This is a genomic window from Mesorhizobium sp. B2-3-2 (assembly GCF_006442295.1).
Taxonomy (GTDB): Bacteria; Pseudomonadota; Alphaproteobacteria; order Rhizobiales; family Rhizobiaceae; genus Mesorhizobium.
The window spans coordinates 415,208-436,752 of record NZ_VFWA01000004.1; the positions used below are offsets into that span (position 1 = coordinate 415,208).

The window sequence follows — 21,545 nt, forward strand, 5'->3', positions numbered from 1 at the left end:
ATGTCACGCGCGGCACAGGTGCCTTGCCGCGACTGAAAAAGGAAGCGCAATGGACGATCATGGTGAATCCGCGACCTTGCTGGCGGGGATTTCCGGTGCGCTGACGGCGTTCGGCCACCGGCTGATGGCACGGGTCTACTATGCCGACACCGACTTCTCCGGCGTCGTCTACCACGCCCGCTATCTCGAATTCCTTGAGCGCGGCCGCTCCGACTATCTGAGGCTGAGCGGCGTGCACCACACCGAACTTGCCGATGGCAAGCATGGCGAAAGAATAGTCTGGGTGGTGCGTCGCATGGAGATCGACTTTCGCGTCCCGGCCCGCATGGACGACATCCTGACGATCGACACCCGGACCGAGGAAATCTCCGGCGCGCGCATCTTCATGGCGCAGCAGCTCAAGCGCGGCGACGAGGTGCTGGTCGAGGCCAGGGTCGAGGCGGCGATCATCGGCGAGAATGGCCGGCCACGCCGCTTCCCCAGGGAATGGATCGCTGCGTTCATGCCCAAGGCGGATTAAAGGGGTCGGCTCCCCTGGTGTCGCCAGCGCCGGCCTCGAAGCGCGGCAATGCGCCGCGCCTGATGGACTAACCCATCCTTAACCATAACGGTTCATGAAGAGATTGGTGAAGATTGGCGCTATCCAGCGCCTTCCTTTTACCAATATTTGCCCCGAAAAGGCCGCGAAAGGCATGGTTGGGGTTGTTCCGGTAGCTTCGTGCGAACCGACCACAAGGGATGCCAGGGGCCAGCCGCCAGCTTCGCCCGGAAAATCTTAAGGACGTTACGATGGAAAATATCGCACTCGCCGAACCGGGCGCGCAATTGTCGATTTGGGCGCTGTTCATGCAGGCCAGCTGGGTGGTCAAGCTGGTCATGATCGGGCTGCTCTGCGCCTCGGTCTGGACCTGGGCGATCATCGTCGACAAGCTCGTATCCTATGCCCGCATGCGGTTGGCGCTGAACCGGTTCGAGCAGGTGTTCTGGTCGGGGCAGTCGCTGGAGGAGCTTTACCGCACGCTTGCCGACCGCAAGACATCGGGCATGGGCGCCATCTTCGTCGCCGCGATGCGCGAGTGGAAGAAGAGTTTCGAGAAAGGCGCCAAGTCGCCGCTCGGCTTGCAAACCCGCATCGACAAGGCGATGGACCTGGCGCTGACCCGCGAGATGGAGAAGCTCGAAGGACGCCTCGGCTTCCTCGCCACGACGGGCTCGGCGGCCCCGTTCATCGGCCTGTTCGGCACCGTCATCGGCATCATGACGTCGTTCCAGGCGATCGCCGGCTCCAAGAACACCAGCCTGTCGGTGGTCGCGCCCGGCATCGCCGAGGCGCTGCTGGCCACCGCCATCGGCCTGCTCGCCGCCATTCCGGCGGTCATCGCCTACAACAAGCTGTCATCGGACGCGAGCAAGATCGCGGTGCGCATGGAAGGGTTCTCCGACGAGTTCTCCGCCATACTCTCGCGCCAAATCGATGAAAAAGTAGCGCCGAAGGCCTGAGGAGTAAGCCGATGGGAATGTCCGTAGGCATGGCTGGACGCGGCGGACGCGGCCACAGGCGGCGCGGCCGCCATCATGGCCTTATCGCCGAAATCAACGTCACGCCGATGGTCGACGTGATGCTGGTCCTGTTGATCATCTTCATGGTCGCCGCCCCGCTTTTGACGGTCGGCGTGCCGATCGATCTGCCGGATACGCAGGCCAAGGCGATGAATGCCGACACGCAGCCGATCACCGTCTCGATCAATGCCGCCGGTCAGATCTATCTCCAGGAAACCGAAATCCCGATCGAGGAATTGGTGGCGAAGCTGCAGGCGATCTCGAAGACCGGCTATGACGAGCGCATTTTCATTCGCGGCGACAAGTCCACCGACTACGGCACGGCGATGAAGGTGATGGCCCGCATTTCGGCCGCCGGCTACAAGAATATCGGCCTGGTTTCACTGCAGGAACAGGATCAATAGACCCACCATGAGGACCGGCCTCACCACATCGGTGATCATGCATGCGGCGCTGATTGGCTTCGGCCTGTTCACGCTGTCGGCACCGGCCGCGCTTCCGTCGGCCGATGTCGAATCGGTCGCTGTCGACATCGTTCCCATCGAAGCCACTGCCCAGGTGCTGCAGGGCGACAAGAAATCGGTGGTGCATGAAAAGCCGGCGCCCTTGCCCACGCAGCGTCCCGATGTGGTGCCGGATGCGCAGAAAGTCGGCGAGAACAGCGTCGATACCGACAAGCCGATAACGCCCGAGGCCAAGCCGAAGCCGGTTGACATGACGTCGGCCCCGCCGCCGGCGCCAACGCCGATCGAAAAGCCGAAGACCGAGGACGTGCCGAAGCCGCAGGAAAAGCCCAAGCCGACGCCGGCCACGGAAGTGGCTCCCGCGCCGCAGCCCAAGGAAGAGGTCAAGCCCGAGCCGGTCAAGCAGACCGAGCCCAAGCCGACGCCGGCCAAGGAGCCGACACCGGCGCCGCCACAGGACAAGACCGCGGCCATCGAGCCGACGCCCGAGGTGAAGCCGGACGCGGTCGCCCAGGCGATCGCCAAGGACCAGCCTGACGATGCCCAGCTGCCGGACTCCGCGCCCGCGCCGCAGGCGCGGCCGAAGCCGCAGCCGGCACAGGCGGAAAGCGCCAAGGCGCCGGAGCGCAAGGACGCCGACAAGCCCGTCAAGGAAGCTTCGTCCAAGCCGAAGTCGGATGACAAGCAGTTCAATTCCGACGAGATCTCGGCCCTGCTGGACAAGCAGAAGCCGTCCGGCGGCGGCGCCAAGCGTTCGACACAGCAGGCTTCGCTCGGCGGCGAGAAGGACCAGGGCCAGAAGTTGTCGAGATCAGAACTGGGCGCCTTGTCGGATCAGCTTGGCGGTTGCTGGACGTTGCCGGCGGGGCTGGAGGGCTCGGAGAATTTCGTCGCCGTGGTCATGTTTAACCTCGACCCCTCCGGCAAGCTGGATGGCCGGCCTACCGTCGAGAAATCGAGCGGAAACCGGCAGTTCGATGAAAGCGCCGTGCGTGCGGTTCAGAAATGCAACATGGCCGGCCTTCAAGTTCCGGCGGGCAAACAGGACATCTGGGCCCAGGTCCGTGTCACTTTCGATCCGAGGGAAATGCTTGGCCTTTGAGGCCTGCCCTCCGCAGAATCAGCGAAGAGAAGCGAGAAGACATGAAATCCATCCTCAAGCCGCTCCTGATGGTCGCGACAATAGCGCTGGGCTCGATGGCCGGCGCCGTTATGCCTGCATGGGCGCTCGTCGAGATCAACGTCAACAAGGGCAATGTCGAGCCGCTGCCGATCGCCATCACCGATTTCCAGTCGGGCGACGGGCTTGGCGCGCAGATTTCCGGCATCGTCACCGCCGACCTGAAACGCTCGGGCCTGTTCGCACCGATCGACAAAAGCGCCTTCATCGAGAAGATCGCCAATCCTGACGCAGCGCCTCGCTTCGACGACTGGAAGGTGATCAATGCCCAGGCGCTGGTCACCGGCAGCGTCAGCAAGGAGGCCGACGGGCGCATCCGCGCGCAGTATCGGCTGTGGGACACGTTCGCGGGCCAGCAGATGTCGGGCGAACAATTCTTCGCCAACGACGCCAATCAGCGACGTGTCGCTCACATCATCGCCGATGCCATCTACGAGCGGCTGACCGGCGAGAAGGGCTATTTCGACACGCGCGTCGTCTTCATCGACGAGTCCGGCGCCAAGAACGCGCGCAAGAAGCGCCTCGCCATCATGGACCAGGACGGCGCCAATGTGCGCTATCTCTCGGACGGCCGGGCGATCGTCTTGACGCCGCGCTTCTCGCCGAACCGGCAGGAAATCACCTACATGTCCTATGAGAGCGGCCAGCCGCGGGTGTATCTCCTGCAGATCGAGACCGGCCAGCGCGAACTGGTCGGCAATTTTCCGGGCATGACGTTTGCGCCGCGCTTTTCGCCCGATGGCCAGAAGGTGATCATGAGCCTGCTGCGCGACGACGGCAATTCCAACATCTTCGCGATGGACCTGAGGAGCCGCTCGACGACCCGGCTCACCAACTCGACCGCCATCGACACCTCGCCATCCTATTCGCCCGACGGCAGCAAGGTGGTATTCACCTCCGACCGTGGCGGCCGCGCGCAGATCTATGTGATGGGCGCCGACGGTTCCGGCCAGACCCGCATCTCCTTCGGCGACGGTGTCTATTCGACGCCGGTATGGTCGCCGCGCGGCGACCTCATCGCCTTCACCAAGCAGACTGGCGGCGAATTCCAGATCGGCGTCATGAAGACCGACGGTTCGGGCGAGCGCATCCTGTCGTCCGGCTTCCAGCAGGAAGGACCGACCTGGGCGCCGAACGGCCGCGTGCTGATGTTCTTCCGCGATTCCGCCGGCGGCCCGAAACTGGTTTCCGTCGATCTCACCGGCCGCAACGAGCAGTCGATCCCGACCGCGAACTTTGCCTCCGACCCGGCTTGGTCACCGCTGCTGGAGTGAGAGAGAATTGAAGAATTGAAGAATTGAAGAATGGGGAGAGAAGCGGGCTACATCAAGCGGGCGAGGGATTTGGACGTTTATAGGCGCGCTTATGCGGTTTCCCTCTACGTCCACAAAGCCACGCTTGTTTTTCCGAAAATGGAACAATACGCGTTGGCTGACCAAATGCGGCGATCCAGCAAGGCGATCTGTGCCAATCTGGCCGAGGGATTTGCCAAAACAGACCCATTCCAGGCCCGAGTTTGCACGGTTCATTTCTATGGCCATGGGATCATGCAGTGAAGTAGAGACATGGATTTCGTACGCGTCCGACCTTGGCTACATCACGCAAGCACAACGCGATGAATGGCTGCAATCCTATGTCCATATTTACGGAATGCTGGTGAATCTGAGGGAGAAGTTGAAATGACCCGTTTCTTCAATTCTTCAGTTCTTCAATTCCTATTTCCACCCTTTGTCGCGTTTTAGCCGCATTTCCGCCTACGGTCCGCGCTCAATGTCGCCCCTGGTCAAGCGTTGGGCGCAATGGCTGCGGACGGCAGCCTAACCAAATTTTAACCGTGTTTCTTGAATGCCGGTTAACCCAAACGTGGTTACTGGGTGATCAACGAAATCACTCGAATGCGAAGGAGAGGCGGCATGAGCCGTATCGCAGCACTTACCAGAAACCCCGTCATGATCGCGCTGGTGGCGATGCTCGCCATCGCCGGTTGCGCTTCGAAGAAGACCCCCAACAGCGCCGCGGATCTCGGCCTCAGCGGCGCCGGCGCCGCAACGCCCGGATCGGCCCAGGACTTCACCGTCAATATCGGCGACCGCATCTTCTTCGACACGGACTCCTCCTCGATCCGCGCCGACGCCCAGACGACGCTGTCGCGCCAGGCGCAGTGGCTTAACCAGTACAAGCAGTATGCGATCGTCATTGAAGGCCATGCCGACGAGCGCGGCACACGCGAATACAATCTGGCGCTCGGCGCCCGCCGCGCCGCCGCCACGCGTGACTTCCTGGTCTCCAAGGGCGTCTCCGCCAACCGCCTGAAGACCATTTCCTACGGCAAGGAACGGCCGGTCGCGGTGTGCGACGACATCTCCTGCTGGTCGCAGAACCGCCGCGCGGTCACCACGCTCAGCGGCGCCGGTTCCTGACATTTTCGCGCGTCGAGGGACACGCGAAAAACACGACCGGCAAAAATGCAACACAGGTTTGCGAAAGGCGGCTGAAAGGCCGCCTTTTTCATGTTTGGTCCCTTCAAACAAAATTTGGCCGAAGTCTCGCGTCCTGCTATGAGCCGAGGGCGCTTGGCTGGTCCCATACCGATTGGAAGGCGCGAACAAGGTAACGACACGGCGAGAGGCATATGCATTTGAGATCGGTTCTGAGCGGCACGCTTGCGCTGCTGCTCCTTTCAGGCGTCACCGCGATGGCGGGTGGCTTAGGGAGTGATGGCGCGGGACAGCCAGCCGACAGCGGCTTTTCGTTCCATCTGCCCAGCATCGAGCTGCCTGGCATCTTCGGCGAGAAGAAGAAGCCGGACCAGGTTCAGTTCGCGCAGCAGTCGACCGGCACAGGCGCCACCGGGCTCGAGGACCAGCTGCGCCAGATGAACGGCAAGATCGAGGAGCTCAACTTCCAGATCCTGCAGATGCAGGAGCAGATCCGCAAACAGCAGGAAGACAACGAATTTCGGTTCCAGCAGCTCGAGGGCGGCACGCAAGGCGCGCAGCAGCCGGCCGGACAGAAGAAGTCGCAGGCCGCGCCCGACAGCGACGGCAGCGTGGCCGAGGCGCCGGCGACGCAACCGCCTGCCGGGGCCGGCAATCGGGCAGCGGCCGGCCAGTCGGCTGGCGGCGGCCAGAGCGTCGAGGACGTCATCGTCGAATCCTCCGACGGCGATCCGGGCAAGGTGATCCCCGGAACGGGAGCGCCCGAAAAGACCTTCGGCAGCATCACCGTCGACAAGAACGGCAATGTGGTCGATGCCGGCGGCAGCACGCAGGCGACAGCCCCGGCGCAGAATGTCGCTCCAGCCACCGGCGCTCCGGCCAAGAGCGGCAGGTCCGACGGCACGGTGGTTGCGGCGCTGCCTTCCACGAACGATCCCGAGGAGCTCTACCGCAACTCCTACCAGTTCATCCTGTCGGGCGATTACGGCACCGCCGAACAGGGTTTTCGCGACCACATCGCGCGTTTTCCCCGTGACGCGAAAACGGCGGATGCGCACTACTGGCTGGGCGAATCGCTGCTTGGCCAGCAGAAATACCGCGATGCCGCGGAGGTCTTCCTCGCCGCCAGCAAGGACTATCCCAAGGCCAAGAAGGCCCCCGACATGCTGCTGAAGCTCGGCGTGTCGCTGGTCGGCCTCAAGCAGCACGACGTGGCCTGCGCCACCTTCAGCGAGGTCGGCAAGCGCTACCCCGACATTTCCAACACGCTCAAGGAGCGCGTGAAGCAGGAAAAGGCCCTGGCGGCGTGCTAGCCCTTCTCCTGCCTGCCGTTGCCCTGCCCCCGGAGCCGTGTTCGGGTGACATGCATTGATGCTCGACACCGAGCCTGATCTTTCGAAAGACCTTTTTTCGTACATCGACTTTACCAGCGGCGCCGTTGCGGCCGTATCAGGCGGCAGCGACTCGACCGCCTTGCTTCTCCTTCTCAAACGACATCTCGACCGAACCGCGCCGTTCGCGAAGCTGCTGGCGGTGACGGTCGACCACGGCTTGCGGCAGGGCGCGGCGGCCGAAGCGGAAGCGGTGGCCAGGCTGTGCGCCGCGCACGCCATCGCGCACCGCATCGTCGCCTGGTCCGGACGCAAGCCCTCGACCGGGTTGCCGGCCGCCGCGCGGGAGGCGCGCTACCGGCTGCTGGCCGAGGCGGCGCGGGCGGAGGGCCTCGGCCTGATCGTGACCGGTCATACAGCGGACGACCAGGCCGAGACGGTGCTGATGCGGCAAGTCCGAGGCAAGGGCGCCAGCGAGGAAGGGCGGGGCCTTGCCGGCATGGCACCGGCCACCTTGCACGACTGGCACGAATGGATCGTGCGGCCGCTCCTTGGCATTCGGCGCGCGGCCCTGCGCGACTTCCTGCGGCGCGAGCATGTCGGCTGGGCCGAGGACCCGACCAATGCCGACGCGGCCTTCGAGCGACCGCGCATGCGCGCGGCGCTGGCCGGCGCGGACGGCGCGCAGCGCATCGATGACGCATTGACGCTGGCGGCGCGCGAGAGCGAGGCGCGCAGCCGGCTTGGCGTCCGCGCCGCGGATTTGATCGCGCGCTTCGCCAGTCGGCCGGCGCCGGGTCTTGTCCGCCTCGATCCGACCCTGCTTTCGGCCGGCGACGATCCGGCGGCCGTCTATGCGCTGCGCATCCTCCTTGCCACAAGCGGGGGCGTTGAGTTTCTGCCGGACCAGGCGCGATGCCAGGCGCTGTTCGGTAGGCTGAAGGCTGGATTTCTTTGCGCCACATTGTCGCGGACGGTGGTCGATTCCAGGCGCGCCGGCATCTTTCTGCGCCGCGAGGCGCGAGGCTTGCCGCCCGCGGTCGCGGCCACCGGCGGACTGCTTTGGGACGGCCGCCGGCATATCACGTTGGACGACGGCGGCAGTGCATTGTTGATCGCGCCGTTCGGGGCAGCGGCGGCGAAGCGTCTGGCGATCGCGGAAGGCGAGACGCCGTGCAGCCTCGTGCGCGCCGCGCTGGCCTGCGAGCCGGCATCGCGGCAAGCTGTTGAAAACCCTGGCCTGCCTCGGGGTGGGCAGGCGTCGCCGGGGTTCACGGCACAGGCCGTCGTTGCGCCCTTTGCCCGCTTCCTGCCGTCCTTCGACCTGGCGCCGGCGCGGGCCGTCGCCGAATTGATCGGCGCGCCGTTGCTTCCCGCCCCGCCTTTCAACCGGCCATAGCGCCGGTCGGTCATGGGCGAAAGCTTAACCCAGACGTGCTGTTCTGCTTGGCAAGGGGGGGCGCTCTCCCTATGTTAGGCTCAAGTTTCCTCTCACGACGCGTGTCCGCCCGCGGACGCCAACGGGACAATTGATGAATCCGAACTATCGCAACCTCGCGCTCTGGGCGATCATAGCGGTCCTGCTCATCGCCCTCTTCAATCTGTTCCAGACGCCGCAGACGCGTGGGGCTTCGAGCGATGTGCCTTATTCGCAGTTCCTGCAGGATGTCGCGGCGGGCCGGGTCAAGACGGTGACCATCGCCGGCGCCCGCATCTCCGGCACCTACACCGACAATTCGAGCGGCTTCCAGACCTATTCGCCCGGCGATCCGTCGCTGGTCTCGCGGCTGCAGGACAAGAACGTCACCATCAATGCGCGGCCAGAGACCGACGGTTCCAACTCGCTGTTCGGATACCTGATCTCGTGGCTGCCGATGATCCTGATCCTCGGCGTCTGGATATTCTTCATGCGCCAGATGCAGTCCGGCTCCGGCCGCGCCATGGGCTTCGGCAAGTCCAAGGCCAAGCTTCTGACCGAGGCGCATGGCCGCGTCACCTTCCAGGACGTCGCCGGCGTCGACGAGGCCAAGGAAGACCTGGAGGAGATCGTCGAGTTCCTGCGCGATCCGCAGAAATTCCAGCGGCTCGGCGGCAAGATCCCGCGCGGCGTGCTCTTGGTCGGCCCTCCGGGAACCGGCAAGACGCTGCTCGCCCGCTCGGTCGCCGGCGAGGCCAACGTGCCGTTCTTCACCATTTCGGGTTCGGACTTCGTCGAGATGTTCGTCGGCGTCGGCGCATCCCGTGTGCGCGACATGTTCGACCAGGCCAAGAAGAACGCGCCCTGCATCATCTTCATCGACGAAATCGACGCGGTCGGCCGCCATCGCGGCGCCGGCCTCGGCGGCGGCAATGACGAGCGCGAGCAGACGCTGAACCAGTTGCTGGTCGAGATGGACGGCTTCGAGTCCAACGAAAGCATCATCCTGATCGCCGCCACCAACCGGCCCGACGTGCTCGACCCGGCGCTGCTGAGGCCCGGCCGTTTCGACCGCCAGGTGGTGGTGCCGAACCCCGACATCGTCGGACGCGAGAAGATCCTGAAAGTGCATGTGCGCAACGTGCCGCTGGCGCCCAATGTCGACCTCAAGGTCGTCTCCCGCGGCACGCCGGGCTTTTCCGGCGCCGATCTGATGAACCTCGTCAACGAAGCCGCCCTGATGGCGGCGCGGCGCAACAAGCGCCTCGTCACCATGGCCGAGTTCGAGGACGCCAAGGACAAGATCATGATGGGCGCCGAGCGCCGCTCCTCGGCGATGACCCAGGCCGAGAAGGAGTTGACCGCCTATCACGAGGCCGGTCACGCCATACTGGCGCTCAACGTGCCGTCGGCCGACCCGCTGCACAAGGCGACCATCATTCCGCGCGGCCGCGCGCTCGGCATGGTCATGCAGCTGCCGGAAGGCGACCGCTATTCGATGAGCTACAAGTACATGATCTCACGGCTTGCCATCATGATGGGCGGCCGCGTTGCCGAGGAGTTCAAGTTCGGCAAGGAGAACATCACGTCGGGCGCTTCCTCCGATATCGAGCAGGCGACCAAGCTGGCGCGCGCCATGGTCACGCGCTGGGGCTTCTCCGACAAGCTCGGCCATGTCGCCTATGGCGACAACCAGGAGGAAGTGTTCCTCGGTCATTCGGTGGCGCGCACGCAGAACATTTCGGAAGAGACCGCGCAGATCATCGACGCCGAAGTGCGCCGCCTGATCGACGAGGCCTATTCGACCGCGAGGTCGGTGCTGACCAAGAAGAAGAAGGAATGGATCGCGCTGGCACAGGGCCTGCTCGAATACGAGACCCTGTCGGGCGACGAGATCAAGCAGCTGATCGCCGGCGAGAAACCCGCGCGCGACCTCGGCGACGACACGCCGCCGAGCCGTGGTTCGGCCGTGCCGAAGTCGGGCCGCCGCAAAAAGGGCCCCGAGCCCGAAGGCGGCATGGAACCGCAGCCGTCGAGCTGAACCCGGCCAAGACCAAATTGAGAAACGCCGCGGTTCGACCGCGGCGTTTCTGTTTGGGGCAGGCTGCCGAGTTTCTCCGTAGCCTGCGCCTGCAGGGTTGGTCGGGTGATTGGCGGGAGCCGGCGTGACAGCCAATCTTCCCACTTTGTGGAAGGTGCCCGGCAGCTCAGAGGGGCAGCGTCCGCCGACTAATCGAGGCTAGGCCTTCCGGGCTGCGGGAGGATCTCTCTTGCCGTTCGATTCCTCGAGCCACCCTCGCCCAGCTTTCGTGAATGCAAGGCAACCTGGCCGGAGCAGGCAACGAACCTTCGTGCCCCCTCTGGCCTGCCGGCCATCTCCTCACGTGGGGATGGCCGCGTCGCCGACAGCGCGCTCTCATCAGCACACTGGGATCCTGCTGAAGCCGCGGGCAAAAAAGCCCGCGAACCTTGCGGCTCGCGGGCCTTACTTTCCTCAAATAGTGCTGTCGCTCAGCTCTTCAGCTTGGCATTGCAGAGGCTGTAGAAGCCGCCGCCCTTCTGGATCCACTTCAGGCCGCCAAGGGTGTTGGCGTCCTTGTTGGCATAATACTGCTGGAGGCAGGTATGCATGCGGGCCTTGGCCGGGGTTTCGGTGGCGAATTTCGGCGAGATCGCGGTCGGGAAACTCACGCCCTTCGGCGCAGCGACAGTCGGTTTTGCCGGCTCCTTGGTGTAGGTCGCCTCTGTTGGAGCCGGGACGGTGTCATCGTCCGAGGCGCCGGCGCCGCATTCGGCCTTGCGGAAGTCGTTCCACTTCATGCCGTTGAGCGTATTGGCGGTCTTGGCCGCCTGGTACTTGCTGCTGCATTCGGCCATGCTCAGGCCCTTGCCCGCGCTGTCGGTCGCCGCAGCCGTGGTTGCCGCCTTGGTGGTCGCCGGCTTGGTGGTCGCCGGCTTGGTGGCGGCGGCAGCGGATGCGCCGGCGCCGCATTCGCTCTTGCGGAAGTCGTTCCACTTCATGCCGTTGAGCGTGCCGGCAGCCTTGGCCGCCTGGTACTTGGTGCTGCATTCCTTTGCGGTCAGGCCTTTCGCTCCGTCATCGGCGGCGGCGGCCGCAGCCTTGGTCGCCTTGGCCGGCTTCGTATCGGCCGCCTTGGTGTCCGCTGCCTTGGCGTCGGGCTTGGCCGCCGCGGCGGCATCAGTGCCGCACTGCGCCTTGCGGAACTGGTTCCAGGTCTGGCCGGCAAGTGTTCCCGCGTCCTTGGCCGCGTTATACTTGGTGCTGCACTCGGCCATCGTCAGCGCGTTGGCTGGCGCGGCCAGGAATAACGTCGCGACCGCAAGGCCGGTCAAAGTGGCAAGTCGGTGGATGAGCATAGCGTTTCTCCGTTGCAGCAGCCCATTATACGTCCCTGCAAATCAATACCGCTCAACGGTCGGTTGCGCCAGATGCTAAGTGGCGTATACATCGCCGAAACCCGCTTCTGCCGACAAGGTAATGAAATCGTTGCCTGTTGCCGGCTCGAAGACAAGAATTTGCGGGTAAATCCATGTCGAATGGTCCAGAGGCATGGTATATTGTGGCAAGGCAGCGCCATCACGCTAGGTTGCGTCAGTCTGTGTGCAATGCACAACAAGGGTTTTCTAATGGATTGGTAACAGATAATTACGAAATGTGATCGTAGTGCGCCGGCCAATTATGGCATGACGTACCGGGCAGGAACCACCGGGGACACTGACTAGCATGGCAGGAAATTATTTCGGCACGGACGGTATTCGCGGGCGCGCCAACAAGTTTCCAATGACGGCGGAAATCGCGATGAGGGTCGGCATGGCGGCCGGCCTGTCCTTCCAGCGCGGCAGCCATCGTCACCGTGTGGTGCTCGGCAAGGACACCAGACTTTCCGGCTACATGATCGAGAACGCCATGGTGGCGGGCCTCTGCGCCGCCGGCATGGATGTGTTCCTGCTCGGCCCCATCCCGACGCCGGCGGTAGCCATGCTGGTGCGTTCGCTGCGCGCCGATATCGGCGTCATGATCTCGGCCTCGCACAATCCTTATTACGACAATGGCATCAAGCTGTTCGGTCCCGACGGCTACAAGCTTTCCGACGAGATCGAAGAGCGCATCGAGAGCATGCTGGACAAGGATATCGAACTGGCCCTCGCCGATTCCGACGGGCTTGGTCGCGCCAAGCGCGTCGATGGCGTGCATGACCGCTATATCGAGTTTGCAAAGCGCACCTTGCCGCGTTCGATGTCGCTTTCAGGTTTGAGGATCGTCGTCGATTGCGCCAATGGCGCTGCCTACAAGGTTGCCCCCGAGGCGCTTTGGGAGCTGGGCGCCGAAGTGGTGGCCATCAATGTCGAGCCCAACGGCTTCAACATCAACAAGGAATGCGGCTCGACCCATCCGGCGGGCCTGCAGAAGAAGGTGCACGAGGTGCGCGCCGACATCGGCATCGCGCTCGACGGCGATGCCGACCGTGTCGTCATCGTTGACGAGAACGGCGCGATCGTCGACGGCGACCAGATCATGGCAATGATCGCCGAGTCCTGGCACCAGAGCGGGCGGCTTGCCGGCGGTGGGGTCGTTTCGACGGTCATGTCCAATCTCGGCCTCGAACGCTTCCTCGGCGACATGAAACTGCAATTGCACCGCACCAAGGTCGGCGACCGCTATGTCGTGGAACATATGCGCGCGCATGGGCTCAATGTCGGCGGCGAGCAGTCGGGCCACATCGTGCTGTCGGACTTCTCGACCACGGGCGACGGCCTGGTTTCGGCGCTGCAGGTGCTGGCCTGCATCAAGCGACAGGGCCGGCCGGTCAGCGAATTGTCGAAGAAGTTCGAGCCGGTGCCGCAACTCCTGAAGAACGTCCGCATCGCCGGCGGCAAGCCGCTCGAGGCAGCTCCGGTCAAGGCTGCGATCGAGGACGCCCGTCAACGCCTCGGCAAGGCGGGGCGGCTCGTCATCCGGCCGTCCGGCACCGAGCCGCTGATCCGTGTCATGGCCGAGGGCGACGACCCGCAACTGGTCGAGGCCGTCGTCAACGACATCGTCGAGGTCATCTCGGAAACACGCAGCGCCGCCTGATCTCAGGCGCATCCGGAGGGCGCGACGCCGCTCTGATTGCTTCGAAAGCCCGCCCGTCCGGCGGGCTTTTGTTTGCCTGCGGAACTGGCTCGAGACGCGCGGAACCATCCGAATTCCTCAAATGCTGGAGATTCGTGGTTAATAGACAGGGTTAAATGCCTTTTAACCTTTGCTATTCATTATCCACGCCTGAAAGCCAATCTCATTCGGACGCGACCGCTGTTCCGAGGGTTTCTAGGGGTGACAAGCATGTTCAATACAGCAAGAAAGGCCCTATTCGCCGCGCTGTTCGCGGGCCTGGCATGGCCGGTGTTCGCGGCCGACCTTCCGGAGCCGGTGGTCGAAGAGGCACCGCCGCCGGTATACGAGCAGCCGGTCGATGTCGGCGGCTGGTACATTCGCGGCGATCTCGACTACCACAAGTCGAAAGTGCGCGGCATCGATTACACGACCTACACCATCGATCCCTGTAATTGTAACGTCATTCCCGGCGACAGGAGCTTCGATTTCGGCAAGCTCAAGGGCGGCTTCTCGCTCGGCGCCGGCGTCGGCTACAAGATCAACGATCATTTTCGTACGGATTTGACCGCCGATTACTGGTTCAAGTCGAACTTCGACGGCGGAACTTCGGACGCTTTCTCGACGTCGACCGAAGTGTCGAAAATGAGCGCCTTGCTGCTGCTGGCCAACGCCTATGTCGATCTCGGCACCTATCACGGCATCACGCCCTATGTCGGCGCCGGCATCGGCGGCGCGCATGTCAGATGGGACGATGTCAGGGACCCGAACACCACCGAGTTCAACCCCGGTGCGAAAAACTGGCGCTTTGCCTACGCGCTCATGGCCGGCGCTTCCTACTGTCTGACCGACAAGCTGATCCTGGACGCGGGTTATCGCTACAGCCACATCCAAGGCGGCCGCATGTTCGAGTGGGATATCAGCAGCGCCGGGCCGGGCTTCGACCGCGGCATCGACACGCATGAGGTGCGCGGCGGCCTGCGTTACCAGTTCGGCGGCAACAACGGTTGCGCCGCGCCGACGGTGGCCTATCAGCCCGAACCGGAGCCGATCTACACGAAGTAAGATCCGACCATCCAACGGTCCGAAACCGCCCGGCATCAGCCGGGCGGTTTTCGTTTGTCGGGCTGCCCGAAAATCAATTCGCTAAACGCTCTGTTAGCCTTAACCCCGACTTAACCACTATGGTTAACAATGCTTCCTGAAACGATGGTTGCCGTCTGGTGGCGCCGAAATCGGGAGCAGGGGATCATGAAACTCATATCGCGTATGGCGCCGGTGCTTGCCACATTCGCCATCATGCCGCTGACGCCTGCGCTGGCCGCCGACTATGATCCGCCGGTCTATGTCGACCAGGCGCCCGACTACGTGCCGGTCGAGGTCGGCTCGGGCTGGTATCTGCGCGGCGATGTCTCCTACCTGGTAGAGAAGAGCTTCAAGAATGAGGATTTCGCCTTCACGCCGGCGAGCTTCGACAACAAGGAAGACCCGATCTTCGCCAGCATCGGCTTCGGCTACCACTTCAACGACTATCTGCGCGCCGATCTCAATCTGGGTTACCTGCCCGGCAACAAGATCGGCATTGGCTATGACGATTCGGCGACTGCGGCAGAGGCGACCCTGGCGTCGGCGTCCCTGAAGAACTATGCCTTTTCAGGCATGCTCAACGGCTATGTCGACCTTGGTACCTATGTCGGCATAACACCCTATCTCGGCGCCGGCATCGGCATCGTCAGGAGCACGCACAAGCTCTCGGCGAGCTATTTCACCGACAATGGCGATCCAACCGACGACTTCGGCCTGAGTGACGACAAGACCAAGTATTCCTTCGCATATACGCTGAATGCCGGCCTTGCCTATCAGGTGTCGAAGAATGTTTCCGTCGATCTCGGCTACCAGTATTTCTCGGCGCCCGACGCTGAATATGTGACGGCCGAGAGCCTGACCTCGTTTCCGGTCCACAAGGGAATCAGCAATCATCAGGTCAAGCTCGGGCTACGCTACGATCTCTGGTAGCAGGCTGGCATACATGAACCCTGGCGGCGAATCTCTTCGGTCCGCCGTTTGGGTTTGAAGCTCACGAGATCCTGATCGCGGATCGCCAGTATCCTGCCCGCGACAAAAACTTTCCCCTTGACGCCCGAAGCCCGAGCGCATATCGCCGTCCGTGGGCCACCCCTCCCCAACGAGGGGCCACTATCTGGAAGGATAGACCACGATGACGACGCATACGAAGCCCGGACTCCGTCCGGCAAACCCCAACTTTTCCTCAGGTCCCTGCGCGAAACGTCCCGGCTGGTCGGTCGAGGCGCTGAAAGCTGCTGCGCTCGGCCGTTCCCATCGCGCCAAGATCAGCAAGACCAAGCTCGAACAGGCGATCGCGCTGACGCGCGAAATTCTCCAGGTTCCTGCCAATTACCGCATCGGCATCGTGCCGGCGTCCGACACAGGCGCCGTCGAGATGGCGCTTTGGTCGCTACTGGGCGAGCGCGGCGTCGACATGGTCGCCTGGGAGAGTTTCGGCTCCGGCTGGATCACCGACGTGGTTAAGCAGTTGAAGCTTGCCGATGTGCGCAAGCTCGAGGCCGGTTACGGCGAACTGCCGGATCTCGGCAGGATCGATTTCGACCGCGACGTGGTCTTCACCTGGAACGGCACGACCTCGGGCGTGCGCGTGCCGAACGGCGATTTCATCCCGGCCGGCCGCAAGGGTCTGACCATATGCGACGCGACGTCGGCCGCCTTCGCGCAGAAGCTCGATTTCGAGAAACTCGATGTCGTGACCTTCTCCTGGCAGAAGGTGCTGGGCGGCGAAGGCGCGCATGGCATGCTGATCCTGTCGCCCCGCGCCGTCGAGCGGCTGGAGAGCTATAAGCCGGCATGGCCGCTGCCGAAGATCTTCCGGCTGACCTCCGGCGGCAAATTGATCGAAGGCATCTTCAAGGGCGAAACCATCAACACGCCGTCGATGCTGTGCGTCGAGGACTATCTCGACGCGCTAAACTGGGCGAAATCGATTGGCGGCCTCGATGCGCTGGTCGCCAGGGCCGACGCCAACGCGGCCGTGCTCGACCGTTTCGTCGCGAAATCCTCCTGGCTCGGCCATCTCGCCGTAGAGCCGGCGACGCGGTCGAACACGTCCGTCTGCCTGTCCTTCACCGACGGGCAAGTCGCTGCACTCGATGCCGACGCACAGGCGGCCTTCGCCAAGGGTCTGGTTTCAGCGCTCGACAAGGAAGGTGTCGCCTATGACATCGGTTCCTATCGCGACGCGCCGCCTGGCCTGCGCATCTGGTGCGGCGCAACGGTCGAGACCTCCGATCTCGAAGCGCTGCTGCCCTGGCTCGACTGGGCCTTCGCCGCGCAGAAGGCGTTGCTGAAAGCAGCGGCCTGAAACTCGAACGGTATCATTTTCTGGAACAGCCCTCATCCGGCCGCTTCGCGGCCACGTTCTCCCGCAAGGGGAGAAAGGCAGGCGCCTGACATTCTCCCCTTGTGGAGAAGGTGCCTGAGCCAAGCGACGGCGGGTGGGGGTAAGCAACAAGGACCAATCCCATGCCTCGCGTTCTCGTCTCGGACAAACTTTCCACCACCGCCGTTCAGATCTTCAGGGATCGCGGCGTCGAGGTCGACTATCTTCCCGATCTCGGCAAGGACAAGGAGAAGCTGCTCGAAGTGATCGACCAGTATGACGGCCTCGCCATCCGCTCGGCGACCAAGGTTACCGAGAAGCTGATCAATGCCGCCACCAGGCTCAAGGTCGTCGGCCGCGCCGGCATCGGCGTCGACAATGTCGACATACCGGCGGCCAGCCGCAAGGGCATTATCGTGATGAACACGCCGTTCGGCAATTCGATCACGACGGCCGAGCATGCGGTAGCGATGATCTTCGCGCTCGCCCGCCAGATCCCGGAAGCCAACGCCTCGACACATGCAGGCAAATGGGAAAAGAACCGCTTCATGGGCGTCGAGATCACCGGCAAGACGCTCGGCGTCATCGGCTGCGGCAATATCGGCTCGATCGTCGCCACGCGCGGCGTCGGCCTGAAGATGCATGTTGTCGCCTTCGATCCATTCCTGTCGGACAAACGCGCCGAGGAACTCGGCGTCGACAAGGTTGAACTGGACGAGCTCTTCGCGCGCGCGGACTTCATCACGCTGCACACGCCGCTGACCGACAAGACGCGCAACATCATCGATGCCGCCGCGATCGCCAAGATGAAGGACGGCGTGCGCATCATCAACTGCGCCCGTGGCGGGCTGGTCGTCGAAGCCGACCTGGTGGCGGCGCTGAAGAGCGGCAAGGTGGCGGGCGCCGGCATCGACGTGTTCGAGGCCGAGCCGGCCGAACAGAACGCATTGTTCGGCATGGAGAATGTGGTGGCCACACCCCATCTCGGCGCCTCCACGGCGGAGGCGCAGGAGAATGTCGCGCTACAGGTCGCCGAACAGATGGCCGACTACCTGATCAAAGGCGCCGTCTCGAACGCCATCAACATGCCGTCGATCACCGCGGAGGAAGCGCCGCGGCTCAAACCCTTCGTCAAGCTCGCCGAAGTGCTTGGCGCCTTTGTCGGCCAGGTCACCGAGGATCCGATCAAGGAGGTGGAAATCCTGTTCGACGGCTCGACCGCGACGATGAATACGCGCGCGCTGATCAGCGCGGCCCTTGCCGGGCTGATCCGGCCGCAGGTCGCCGACGTCAACATGGTGTCGGCGCCGATTATGGTGAAGGAGCGCGGCATCATCGTCGCCGAGGTCAAGCGCGACAAATCGGGCGTGTTCGACGGCTATATCAAGCTGACGGTCAAGACCGAGCATATGACGCGCTCGATCGCCGGCACTTGCTTCTCCGACGGCAAGCCGCGCTTCATCCAGATCAAGGGCATCAATCTCGATGCCGAGGTCGGCCAGCACATGCTCTACACGACCAATGCCGACGCCCCGGGCATTATCGGCCTGCTCGGCACGGTGTGCGGCGAGAACGGCGTCAACATCGCCAACTTCCAACTCGGCCGCAACCGGCCGGGGGGCGATGCCATCGCACTGCTCTATCTCGACGCGCCGTTCCCGGAAAACGTGCTGGAGCAGGTGCGGGCGCACAAATCGATCGATTCGGCCAAGCGGCTGCAGTTCGACGTCGGCGGGGTGTAAGGCTTGTCCCGCAACTGCACGATCGCGACGCTCCGCGTACCGGCCAGACAAGAGCGTTTTCGGCATCGCCATCAATCCGTCCGCTGATTGATGCCGATGCTGCCGAACGGCAAGCGTGGATGATCTTGATCGTGCTCCAGCGGACTCGCCAGCGCCGAAACGCTTGCCCGGGCCGTGCTGGCGGGAAGCCAGGCCGTGCATACGGCCCGCGCGCCGACGACGCCTGCAATGCCCTCGCTGGCGTGGCGCCTGAAGGATCAGGAGATCGCCGACGTCCTCACTTACGTGCGCGGCAGTTGGGGCAATGCCGCCCCGGCGGTCTCGTCCGACGACGTCGCGGCGGTACGCAAGGAATTGCAGTAGTCCTGCGAATTGCCGGGCGAGCCGACGCTCTCATCGAAGCTGACGAACGGGGCGCGAAGCGAGTTTACCGGCGCCTCGGCATGGCTGCCTTGCTGCCGCTATATTCGGCAAGCGCGATGCCGCCCAGCACGAGGACGAGCGCCAATGCCTGGTAGAGCTGGAATCTCTCGCCGACGATCAGCACCGAAAGCAGGGTGCCGAAGATCGGTACCAGGTTGATGAACAGGCCGGCCCGGTTGGCGCCGATCAGCTCATTGCCCCTGATGTAGAATATCTGCGAGACGACCGAGGCGCCGATCGCGGTATAGACGATCACCGCCCAGCCGCGTGCGTCGGGAACGATGACCTTGCCGGCCGCGATTTCCCATAGGAAGAACGGCAGCGAGGTGACGAGCGCGGCGAGCGACATGGCCAGCATCAGGCTCTGCCATTGCATGGCCGGCTTCAGCCGCAACCCGACCGAATAGCCGCTATAGAGAATGACCGCGACCAGCATGATGGCGTCCCCGAAATTGAGCTCCAATGTCAGCAGCCGGCGCGGATCGCCGTGGCAGGCGGTCAGGATGACGCCGAAGATCGTCAGCACCACGCCGGCGATCTGCGCCCAGTTCACGCGCAGGCGGAAGAAGATGAAATTGGCTACGATGATCAGGATAGGCATCGCCGCCTGCTCGATCGAAACGTTGATCGCGGTCGTGTAATTGAGCGCCGTATAGAAGATCGTGTTGAACAAGGTGAAGCCGCTGGCGCCAAGTGCGGCGAGCACGAACCAGTGCCTGCGCACGAGGGGCCAATCTCTTTTCAGCGCATTCCAGCCGATCGGCAGCAGGATCGCTACCGCCAGCACCCAGCGCAGGAAGACCAGCGTCATCGGCGAGACGTGATGGACCGCCAGCTTGCCGGCCACCGAGTTGCCGCCCCACAGCAAGGTGGTGAGCAGCAGGAACATGTAGGCGCTTCGGTGCATGGCGGGTCGCAGCGGGAAGAGGTGAATGGGGCGTGCCTGCCGGCCTATTGCCCCCGCATGGACAAGTAAATGATGTCAAAGCTGAAAATTGTTGTGCCTCAGTTCATTTTCGGCGGCAAAGAAAGGTCGCATCGGCCTGCTCTTGACGTTATAGAGGCCTGTCGTTTCGAACAGTATCCAAGCCGCGCGGCGGCACCTCGAAGGAAAAGAAACATGGCCAATGTGGTGGTCGTCGGCTCGCAATGGGGTGACGAAGGCAAGGGCAAGATCGTCGACTGGCTGTCGGAGCGCGCCGATGTCGTGGTGCGTTTCCAGGGCGGCCACAATGCCGGCCATACGCTGGTCGTCGACGGCAAGGTCTACAAGCTGTCGCTGCTGCCGTCGGGCGTCGTGCGGCAGGGCAAGCTGTCCATTATCGGCAATGGCGTCGTCTTCGATCCGCACGCATTCGTCGCCGAAGTGGCGAAGCTCAAGGGGCAAGGCGTCGAGGTAACGCCGGAGCGCCTGAAAATAGCCGAAAACACAGCGCTTATCCTGTCCCTGCACCGGGAACTGGACGGCTTCCGCGAGGACGCCGCCTCAAATTCCGGAACCAAGATTGGCACGACCCGCCGCGGTATTGGCCCCGCCTATGAGGACAAGGTGGGCCGGCGCGCGGTGCGGGTGATGGATCTGGCGGATTTGGAAACACTGCCCTTGAAGGTCGACAGGCTGTTGACGCATCACAATGCACTGCGTCGCGGACTTGGCCATGCCGAAGCCACGCATGACGCGGTTATGCAAGAGTTGACCTCGGTCGCCGGCGAAATCCTGCCCTACATGGACCGGGTCTGGAAGGTGCTCGACGACAAGCGCCGGGCCGGCGAGCGCATCCTGTTCGAGGGCGCGCAAGGCACGCTGCTCGACATCGATCATGGCACTTATCCGTTCGTCACCTCGTCCAACACCGTCGCGGGCCAGGCGGCAGCCGGTGCCGGCGTGGGCCCGGGCGCCATCGGCTATGTGCTTGGCATCACCAAGGCCTATACGACGCGCGTCGGCGAAGGTCCGTTCCCGACCGAGCAGCAGAACGAGATCGGCGAATTCCTCGGCACGCGCGGCCATGAATTCGGCGTCGTCACCGGCCGCAAGCGCCGCTGCGGCTGGTTCGACGCGGTGCTGGTGCGCCAGGCCGTCGCCGTCAACGGCATCAAGGGCATCGCGCTGACCAAGCTCGACGTGCTTGACGGGCTGGACGAGATCAAGGTCTGCACCGGCTACCGCCTCGACGGCGAGACGATCGACTATCTGCCCGCCAGCCAGGGCGCGCAGGCCCGCGTCGAGCCAATCTACGAGACGCTGGAGGGGTGGAAAGGCACCACCGCCGGCGCCCGCAGCTGGAACGACCTCCCGGCCCAGGCCGTCAAATATGTCCGCCATATCGAGGAGTTGATCGGCGCGCCGGTCGCGCTCCTCTCCACCAGCCCGGAACGGGACGATACGATACTTGTGACCGATCCGTTTCAAGACTAGTTTCTCAAGCCTTTCCGGGCGTTGCGGCTGATTTGCGGAGGCC

Annotated in this window: 20 protein-coding genes; 18 read left to right on the forward strand and 2 right to left on the reverse strand. The window is 63.5% G+C overall.

What is annotated here, in order from left to right; translation table 11 throughout:
• Positions 1–49: 49 nt before the first annotated feature.
• From ybgC to ftsH, 11 genes are all read left to right on the forward strand, one after another.
• Entirely contained in the window at positions 50–520 is a 471-nt protein-coding gene (gene ybgC / locus FJ964_RS13640) for a tol-pal system-associated acyl-CoA thioesterase (protein WP_140550851.1), read from the forward strand.
• Positions 521–789: 269 nt separating this feature from the next.
• On the forward strand, positions 790–1,500 hold the full coding sequence (gene tolQ / locus FJ964_RS13645; protein ID WP_140550852.1) for a protein TolQ: 711 nt from the start codon (positions 790–792) through the stop codon (positions 1,498–1,500).
• An 11-nt stretch (positions 1,501–1,511) separates the two neighbouring features.
• The gene (gene tolR / locus FJ964_RS13650) at positions 1,512–1,964 is read left to right on the forward strand and encodes a protein TolR (RefSeq protein ID WP_140493239.1); all 453 of its coding nucleotides are present in this window, start codon (positions 1,512–1,514) and stop codon (positions 1,962–1,964) included.
• A gap of 7 nt (positions 1,965–1,971) precedes the next feature.
• Entirely contained in the window at positions 1,972–3,126 is a 1,155-nt protein-coding gene (locus FJ964_RS13655; protein ID WP_140550853.1) for an energy transducer TonB, read from the forward strand.
• A 41-nt stretch (positions 3,127–3,167) separates the two neighbouring features.
• Positions 3,168–4,478, forward strand: coding sequence for a Tol-Pal system beta propeller repeat protein TolB (tolB, locus tag FJ964_RS13660; protein ID WP_140550854.1), 1,311 nt, complete (start codon positions 3,168–3,170; stop codon positions 4,476–4,478).
• Positions 4,479–4,508: 30 nt separating this feature from the next.
• Positions 4,509–4,760: a four helix bundle protein gene (locus FJ964_RS13665; protein ID WP_263493237.1), complete on the forward strand. Its 252-nt coding sequence runs from the start codon at positions 4,509–4,511 to the stop codon at positions 4,758–4,760.
• Entirely contained in the window at positions 4,744–4,887 is a 144-nt protein-coding gene (locus FJ964_RS31660; protein ID WP_263493246.1) for a four helix bundle protein, read from the forward strand. The genes FJ964_RS13665 and FJ964_RS31660 overlap by 17 nt, the downstream gene beginning before the upstream one ends.
• A gap of 230 nt (positions 4,888–5,117) precedes the next feature.
• On the forward strand, positions 5,118–5,624 hold the full coding sequence (gene pal, locus FJ964_RS13670) for a peptidoglycan-associated lipoprotein Pal (protein WP_140550855.1): 507 nt from the start codon (positions 5,118–5,120) through the stop codon (positions 5,622–5,624).
• 212 nt (positions 5,625–5,836) lie between these two features.
• Entirely contained in the window at positions 5,837–6,955 is a 1,119-nt protein-coding gene (ybgF, locus tag FJ964_RS13675; protein WP_140550856.1) for a tol-pal system protein YbgF, read from the forward strand.
• Positions 6,956–7,013: 58 nt separating this feature from the next.
• Entirely contained in the window at positions 7,014–8,372 is a 1,359-nt protein-coding gene (gene tilS, locus FJ964_RS13680) for a tRNA lysidine(34) synthetase TilS (RefSeq protein WP_181172453.1), read from the forward strand.
• 133 nt (positions 8,373–8,505) lie between these two features.
• Positions 8,506–10,431 (forward strand): ATP-dependent zinc metalloprotease FtsH, encoded by a 1,926-nt coding sequence (gene ftsH, locus FJ964_RS13685; protein WP_140493260.1) that lies wholly within the window; start codon positions 8,506–8,508, stop codon positions 10,429–10,431.
• 470 nt (positions 10,432–10,901) lie between these two features.
• Here the strand turns inward: ftsH and FJ964_RS13690 are convergent, their stop codons facing one another.
• Entirely contained in the window at positions 10,902–11,768 is an 867-nt protein-coding gene (locus FJ964_RS13690) for a hypothetical protein (protein ID WP_140550857.1), read from the reverse strand.
• A 367-nt stretch (positions 11,769–12,135) separates the two neighbouring features.
• Here FJ964_RS13690 and glmM point away from each other — a divergent pair, with 367 nt between their 5' ends.
• The 6 genes from glmM (at position 12,136) to FJ964_RS13720 (ending at position 19,023) form a co-directional block, all read left to right on the forward strand.
• Positions 12,136–13,488, forward strand: coding sequence for a phosphoglucosamine mutase (gene glmM / locus FJ964_RS13695; protein ID WP_140550858.1), 1,353 nt, complete (start codon positions 12,136–12,138; stop codon positions 13,486–13,488).
• 249 nt (positions 13,489–13,737) lie between these two features.
• Positions 13,738–14,571, forward strand: coding sequence for an outer membrane protein (locus tag FJ964_RS13700; RefSeq protein ID WP_140550859.1), 834 nt, complete (start codon positions 13,738–13,740; stop codon positions 14,569–14,571).
• A 186-nt stretch (positions 14,572–14,757) separates the two neighbouring features.
• Positions 14,758–15,522 carry an outer membrane protein gene (locus FJ964_RS13705; RefSeq protein ID WP_140550860.1) on the forward strand — a complete coding sequence of 255 codons (765 nt, stop codon included), beginning with the start codon at positions 14,758–14,760 and terminating at the stop codon, positions 15,520–15,522.
• A 202-nt stretch (positions 15,523–15,724) separates the two neighbouring features.
• A complete protein-coding gene (locus tag FJ964_RS13710) occupies positions 15,725–16,900 on the forward strand; it encodes a phosphoserine transaminase (RefSeq protein WP_140550861.1) in 1,176 nt (391 codons plus the stop codon).
• A 161-nt stretch (positions 16,901–17,061) separates the two neighbouring features.
• The gene (serA, locus tag FJ964_RS13715; RefSeq protein WP_140550862.1) at positions 17,062–18,660 is read left to right on the forward strand and encodes a phosphoglycerate dehydrogenase; all 1,599 of its coding nucleotides are present in this window, start codon (positions 17,062–17,064) and stop codon (positions 18,658–18,660) included.
• A 195-nt stretch (positions 18,661–18,855) separates the two neighbouring features.
• Positions 18,856–19,023: a cytochrome c gene (locus FJ964_RS13720; RefSeq protein WP_224660601.1), complete on the forward strand. Its 168-nt coding sequence runs from the start codon at positions 18,856–18,858 to the stop codon at positions 19,021–19,023.
• 64 nt (positions 19,024–19,087) lie between these two features.
• Here the strand turns inward: FJ964_RS13720 and FJ964_RS13725 are convergent, their stop codons facing one another.
• A complete protein-coding gene (locus FJ964_RS13725) occupies positions 19,088–19,990 on the reverse strand; it encodes a DMT family transporter (protein ID WP_140550863.1) in 903 nt (300 codons plus the stop codon).
• A gap of 213 nt (positions 19,991–20,203) precedes the next feature.
• On the opposite strand from FJ964_RS13725, the gene FJ964_RS13730 reads away from it, so the two are divergent.
• Positions 20,204–21,502 (forward strand): adenylosuccinate synthase, encoded by a 1,299-nt coding sequence (locus tag FJ964_RS13730; protein ID WP_140493285.1) that lies wholly within the window; start codon positions 20,204–20,206, stop codon positions 21,500–21,502.
• Positions 21,503–21,545: the final 43 nt, after the last annotated feature.

Bases quoted from the DNA above. Each gene is read 5' to 3' on its own strand.
- ybgC (WP_140550851.1), top strand. From the start codon at position 50: ATGGACGATCATGGTGAATCCGCGACCTTGCTGGCGGGGATTTCCGGT.
- tolQ (WP_140550852.1), top strand. From the start codon at position 790: ATGGAAAATATCGCACTCGCCGAACCGGGCGCGCAATTGTCGATTTGG.
- tolR (WP_140493239.1), top strand. From the start codon at position 1,512: ATGGGAATGTCCGTAGGCATGGCTGGACGCGGCGGACGCGGCCACAGG.
- FJ964_RS13655 (WP_140550853.1), top strand. From the start codon at position 1,972: ATGAGGACCGGCCTCACCACATCGGTGATCATGCATGCGGCGCTGATT.
- tolB (WP_140550854.1), top strand. From the start codon at position 3,168: ATGAAATCCATCCTCAAGCCGCTCCTGATGGTCGCGACAATAGCGCTG.
- FJ964_RS13665 (WP_263493237.1), top strand. From the start codon at position 4,509: ATGGGGAGAGAAGCGGGCTACATCAAGCGGGCGAGGGATTTGGACGTT.
- FJ964_RS31660 (WP_263493246.1), top strand. From the start codon at position 4,744: ATGGGATCATGCAGTGAAGTAGAGACATGGATTTCGTACGCGTCCGAC.
- pal (WP_140550855.1), top strand. From the start codon at position 5,118: ATGAGCCGTATCGCAGCACTTACCAGAAACCCCGTCATGATCGCGCTG.
- ybgF (WP_140550856.1), top strand. From the start codon at position 5,837: ATGCATTTGAGATCGGTTCTGAGCGGCACGCTTGCGCTGCTGCTCCTT.
- tilS (WP_181172453.1), top strand. From the start codon at position 7,014: ATGCTCGACACCGAGCCTGATCTTTCGAAAGACCTTTTTTCGTACATC.
- ftsH (WP_140493260.1), top strand. From the start codon at position 8,506: ATGAATCCGAACTATCGCAACCTCGCGCTCTGGGCGATCATAGCGGTC.
- FJ964_RS13690 (WP_140550857.1), bottom strand. From the start codon at position 11,768: ATGCTCATCCACCGACTTGCCACTTTGACCGGCCTTGCGGTCGCGACG.
- glmM (WP_140550858.1), top strand. From the start codon at position 12,136: ATGGCAGGAAATTATTTCGGCACGGACGGTATTCGCGGGCGCGCCAAC.
- FJ964_RS13700 (WP_140550859.1), top strand. From the start codon at position 13,738: ATGTTCAATACAGCAAGAAAGGCCCTATTCGCCGCGCTGTTCGCGGGC.
- FJ964_RS13705 (WP_140550860.1), top strand. From the start codon at position 14,758: ATGAAACTCATATCGCGTATGGCGCCGGTGCTTGCCACATTCGCCATC.
- FJ964_RS13710 (WP_140550861.1), top strand. From the start codon at position 15,725: ATGACGACGCATACGAAGCCCGGACTCCGTCCGGCAAACCCCAACTTT.
- serA (WP_140550862.1), top strand. From the start codon at position 17,062: ATGCCTCGCGTTCTCGTCTCGGACAAACTTTCCACCACCGCCGTTCAG.
- FJ964_RS13725 (WP_140550863.1), bottom strand. From the start codon at position 19,990: ATGCACCGAAGCGCCTACATGTTCCTGCTGCTCACCACCTTGCTGTGG.
- FJ964_RS13730 (WP_140493285.1), top strand. From the start codon at position 20,204: ATGGCCAATGTGGTGGTCGTCGGCTCGCAATGGGGTGACGAAGGCAAG.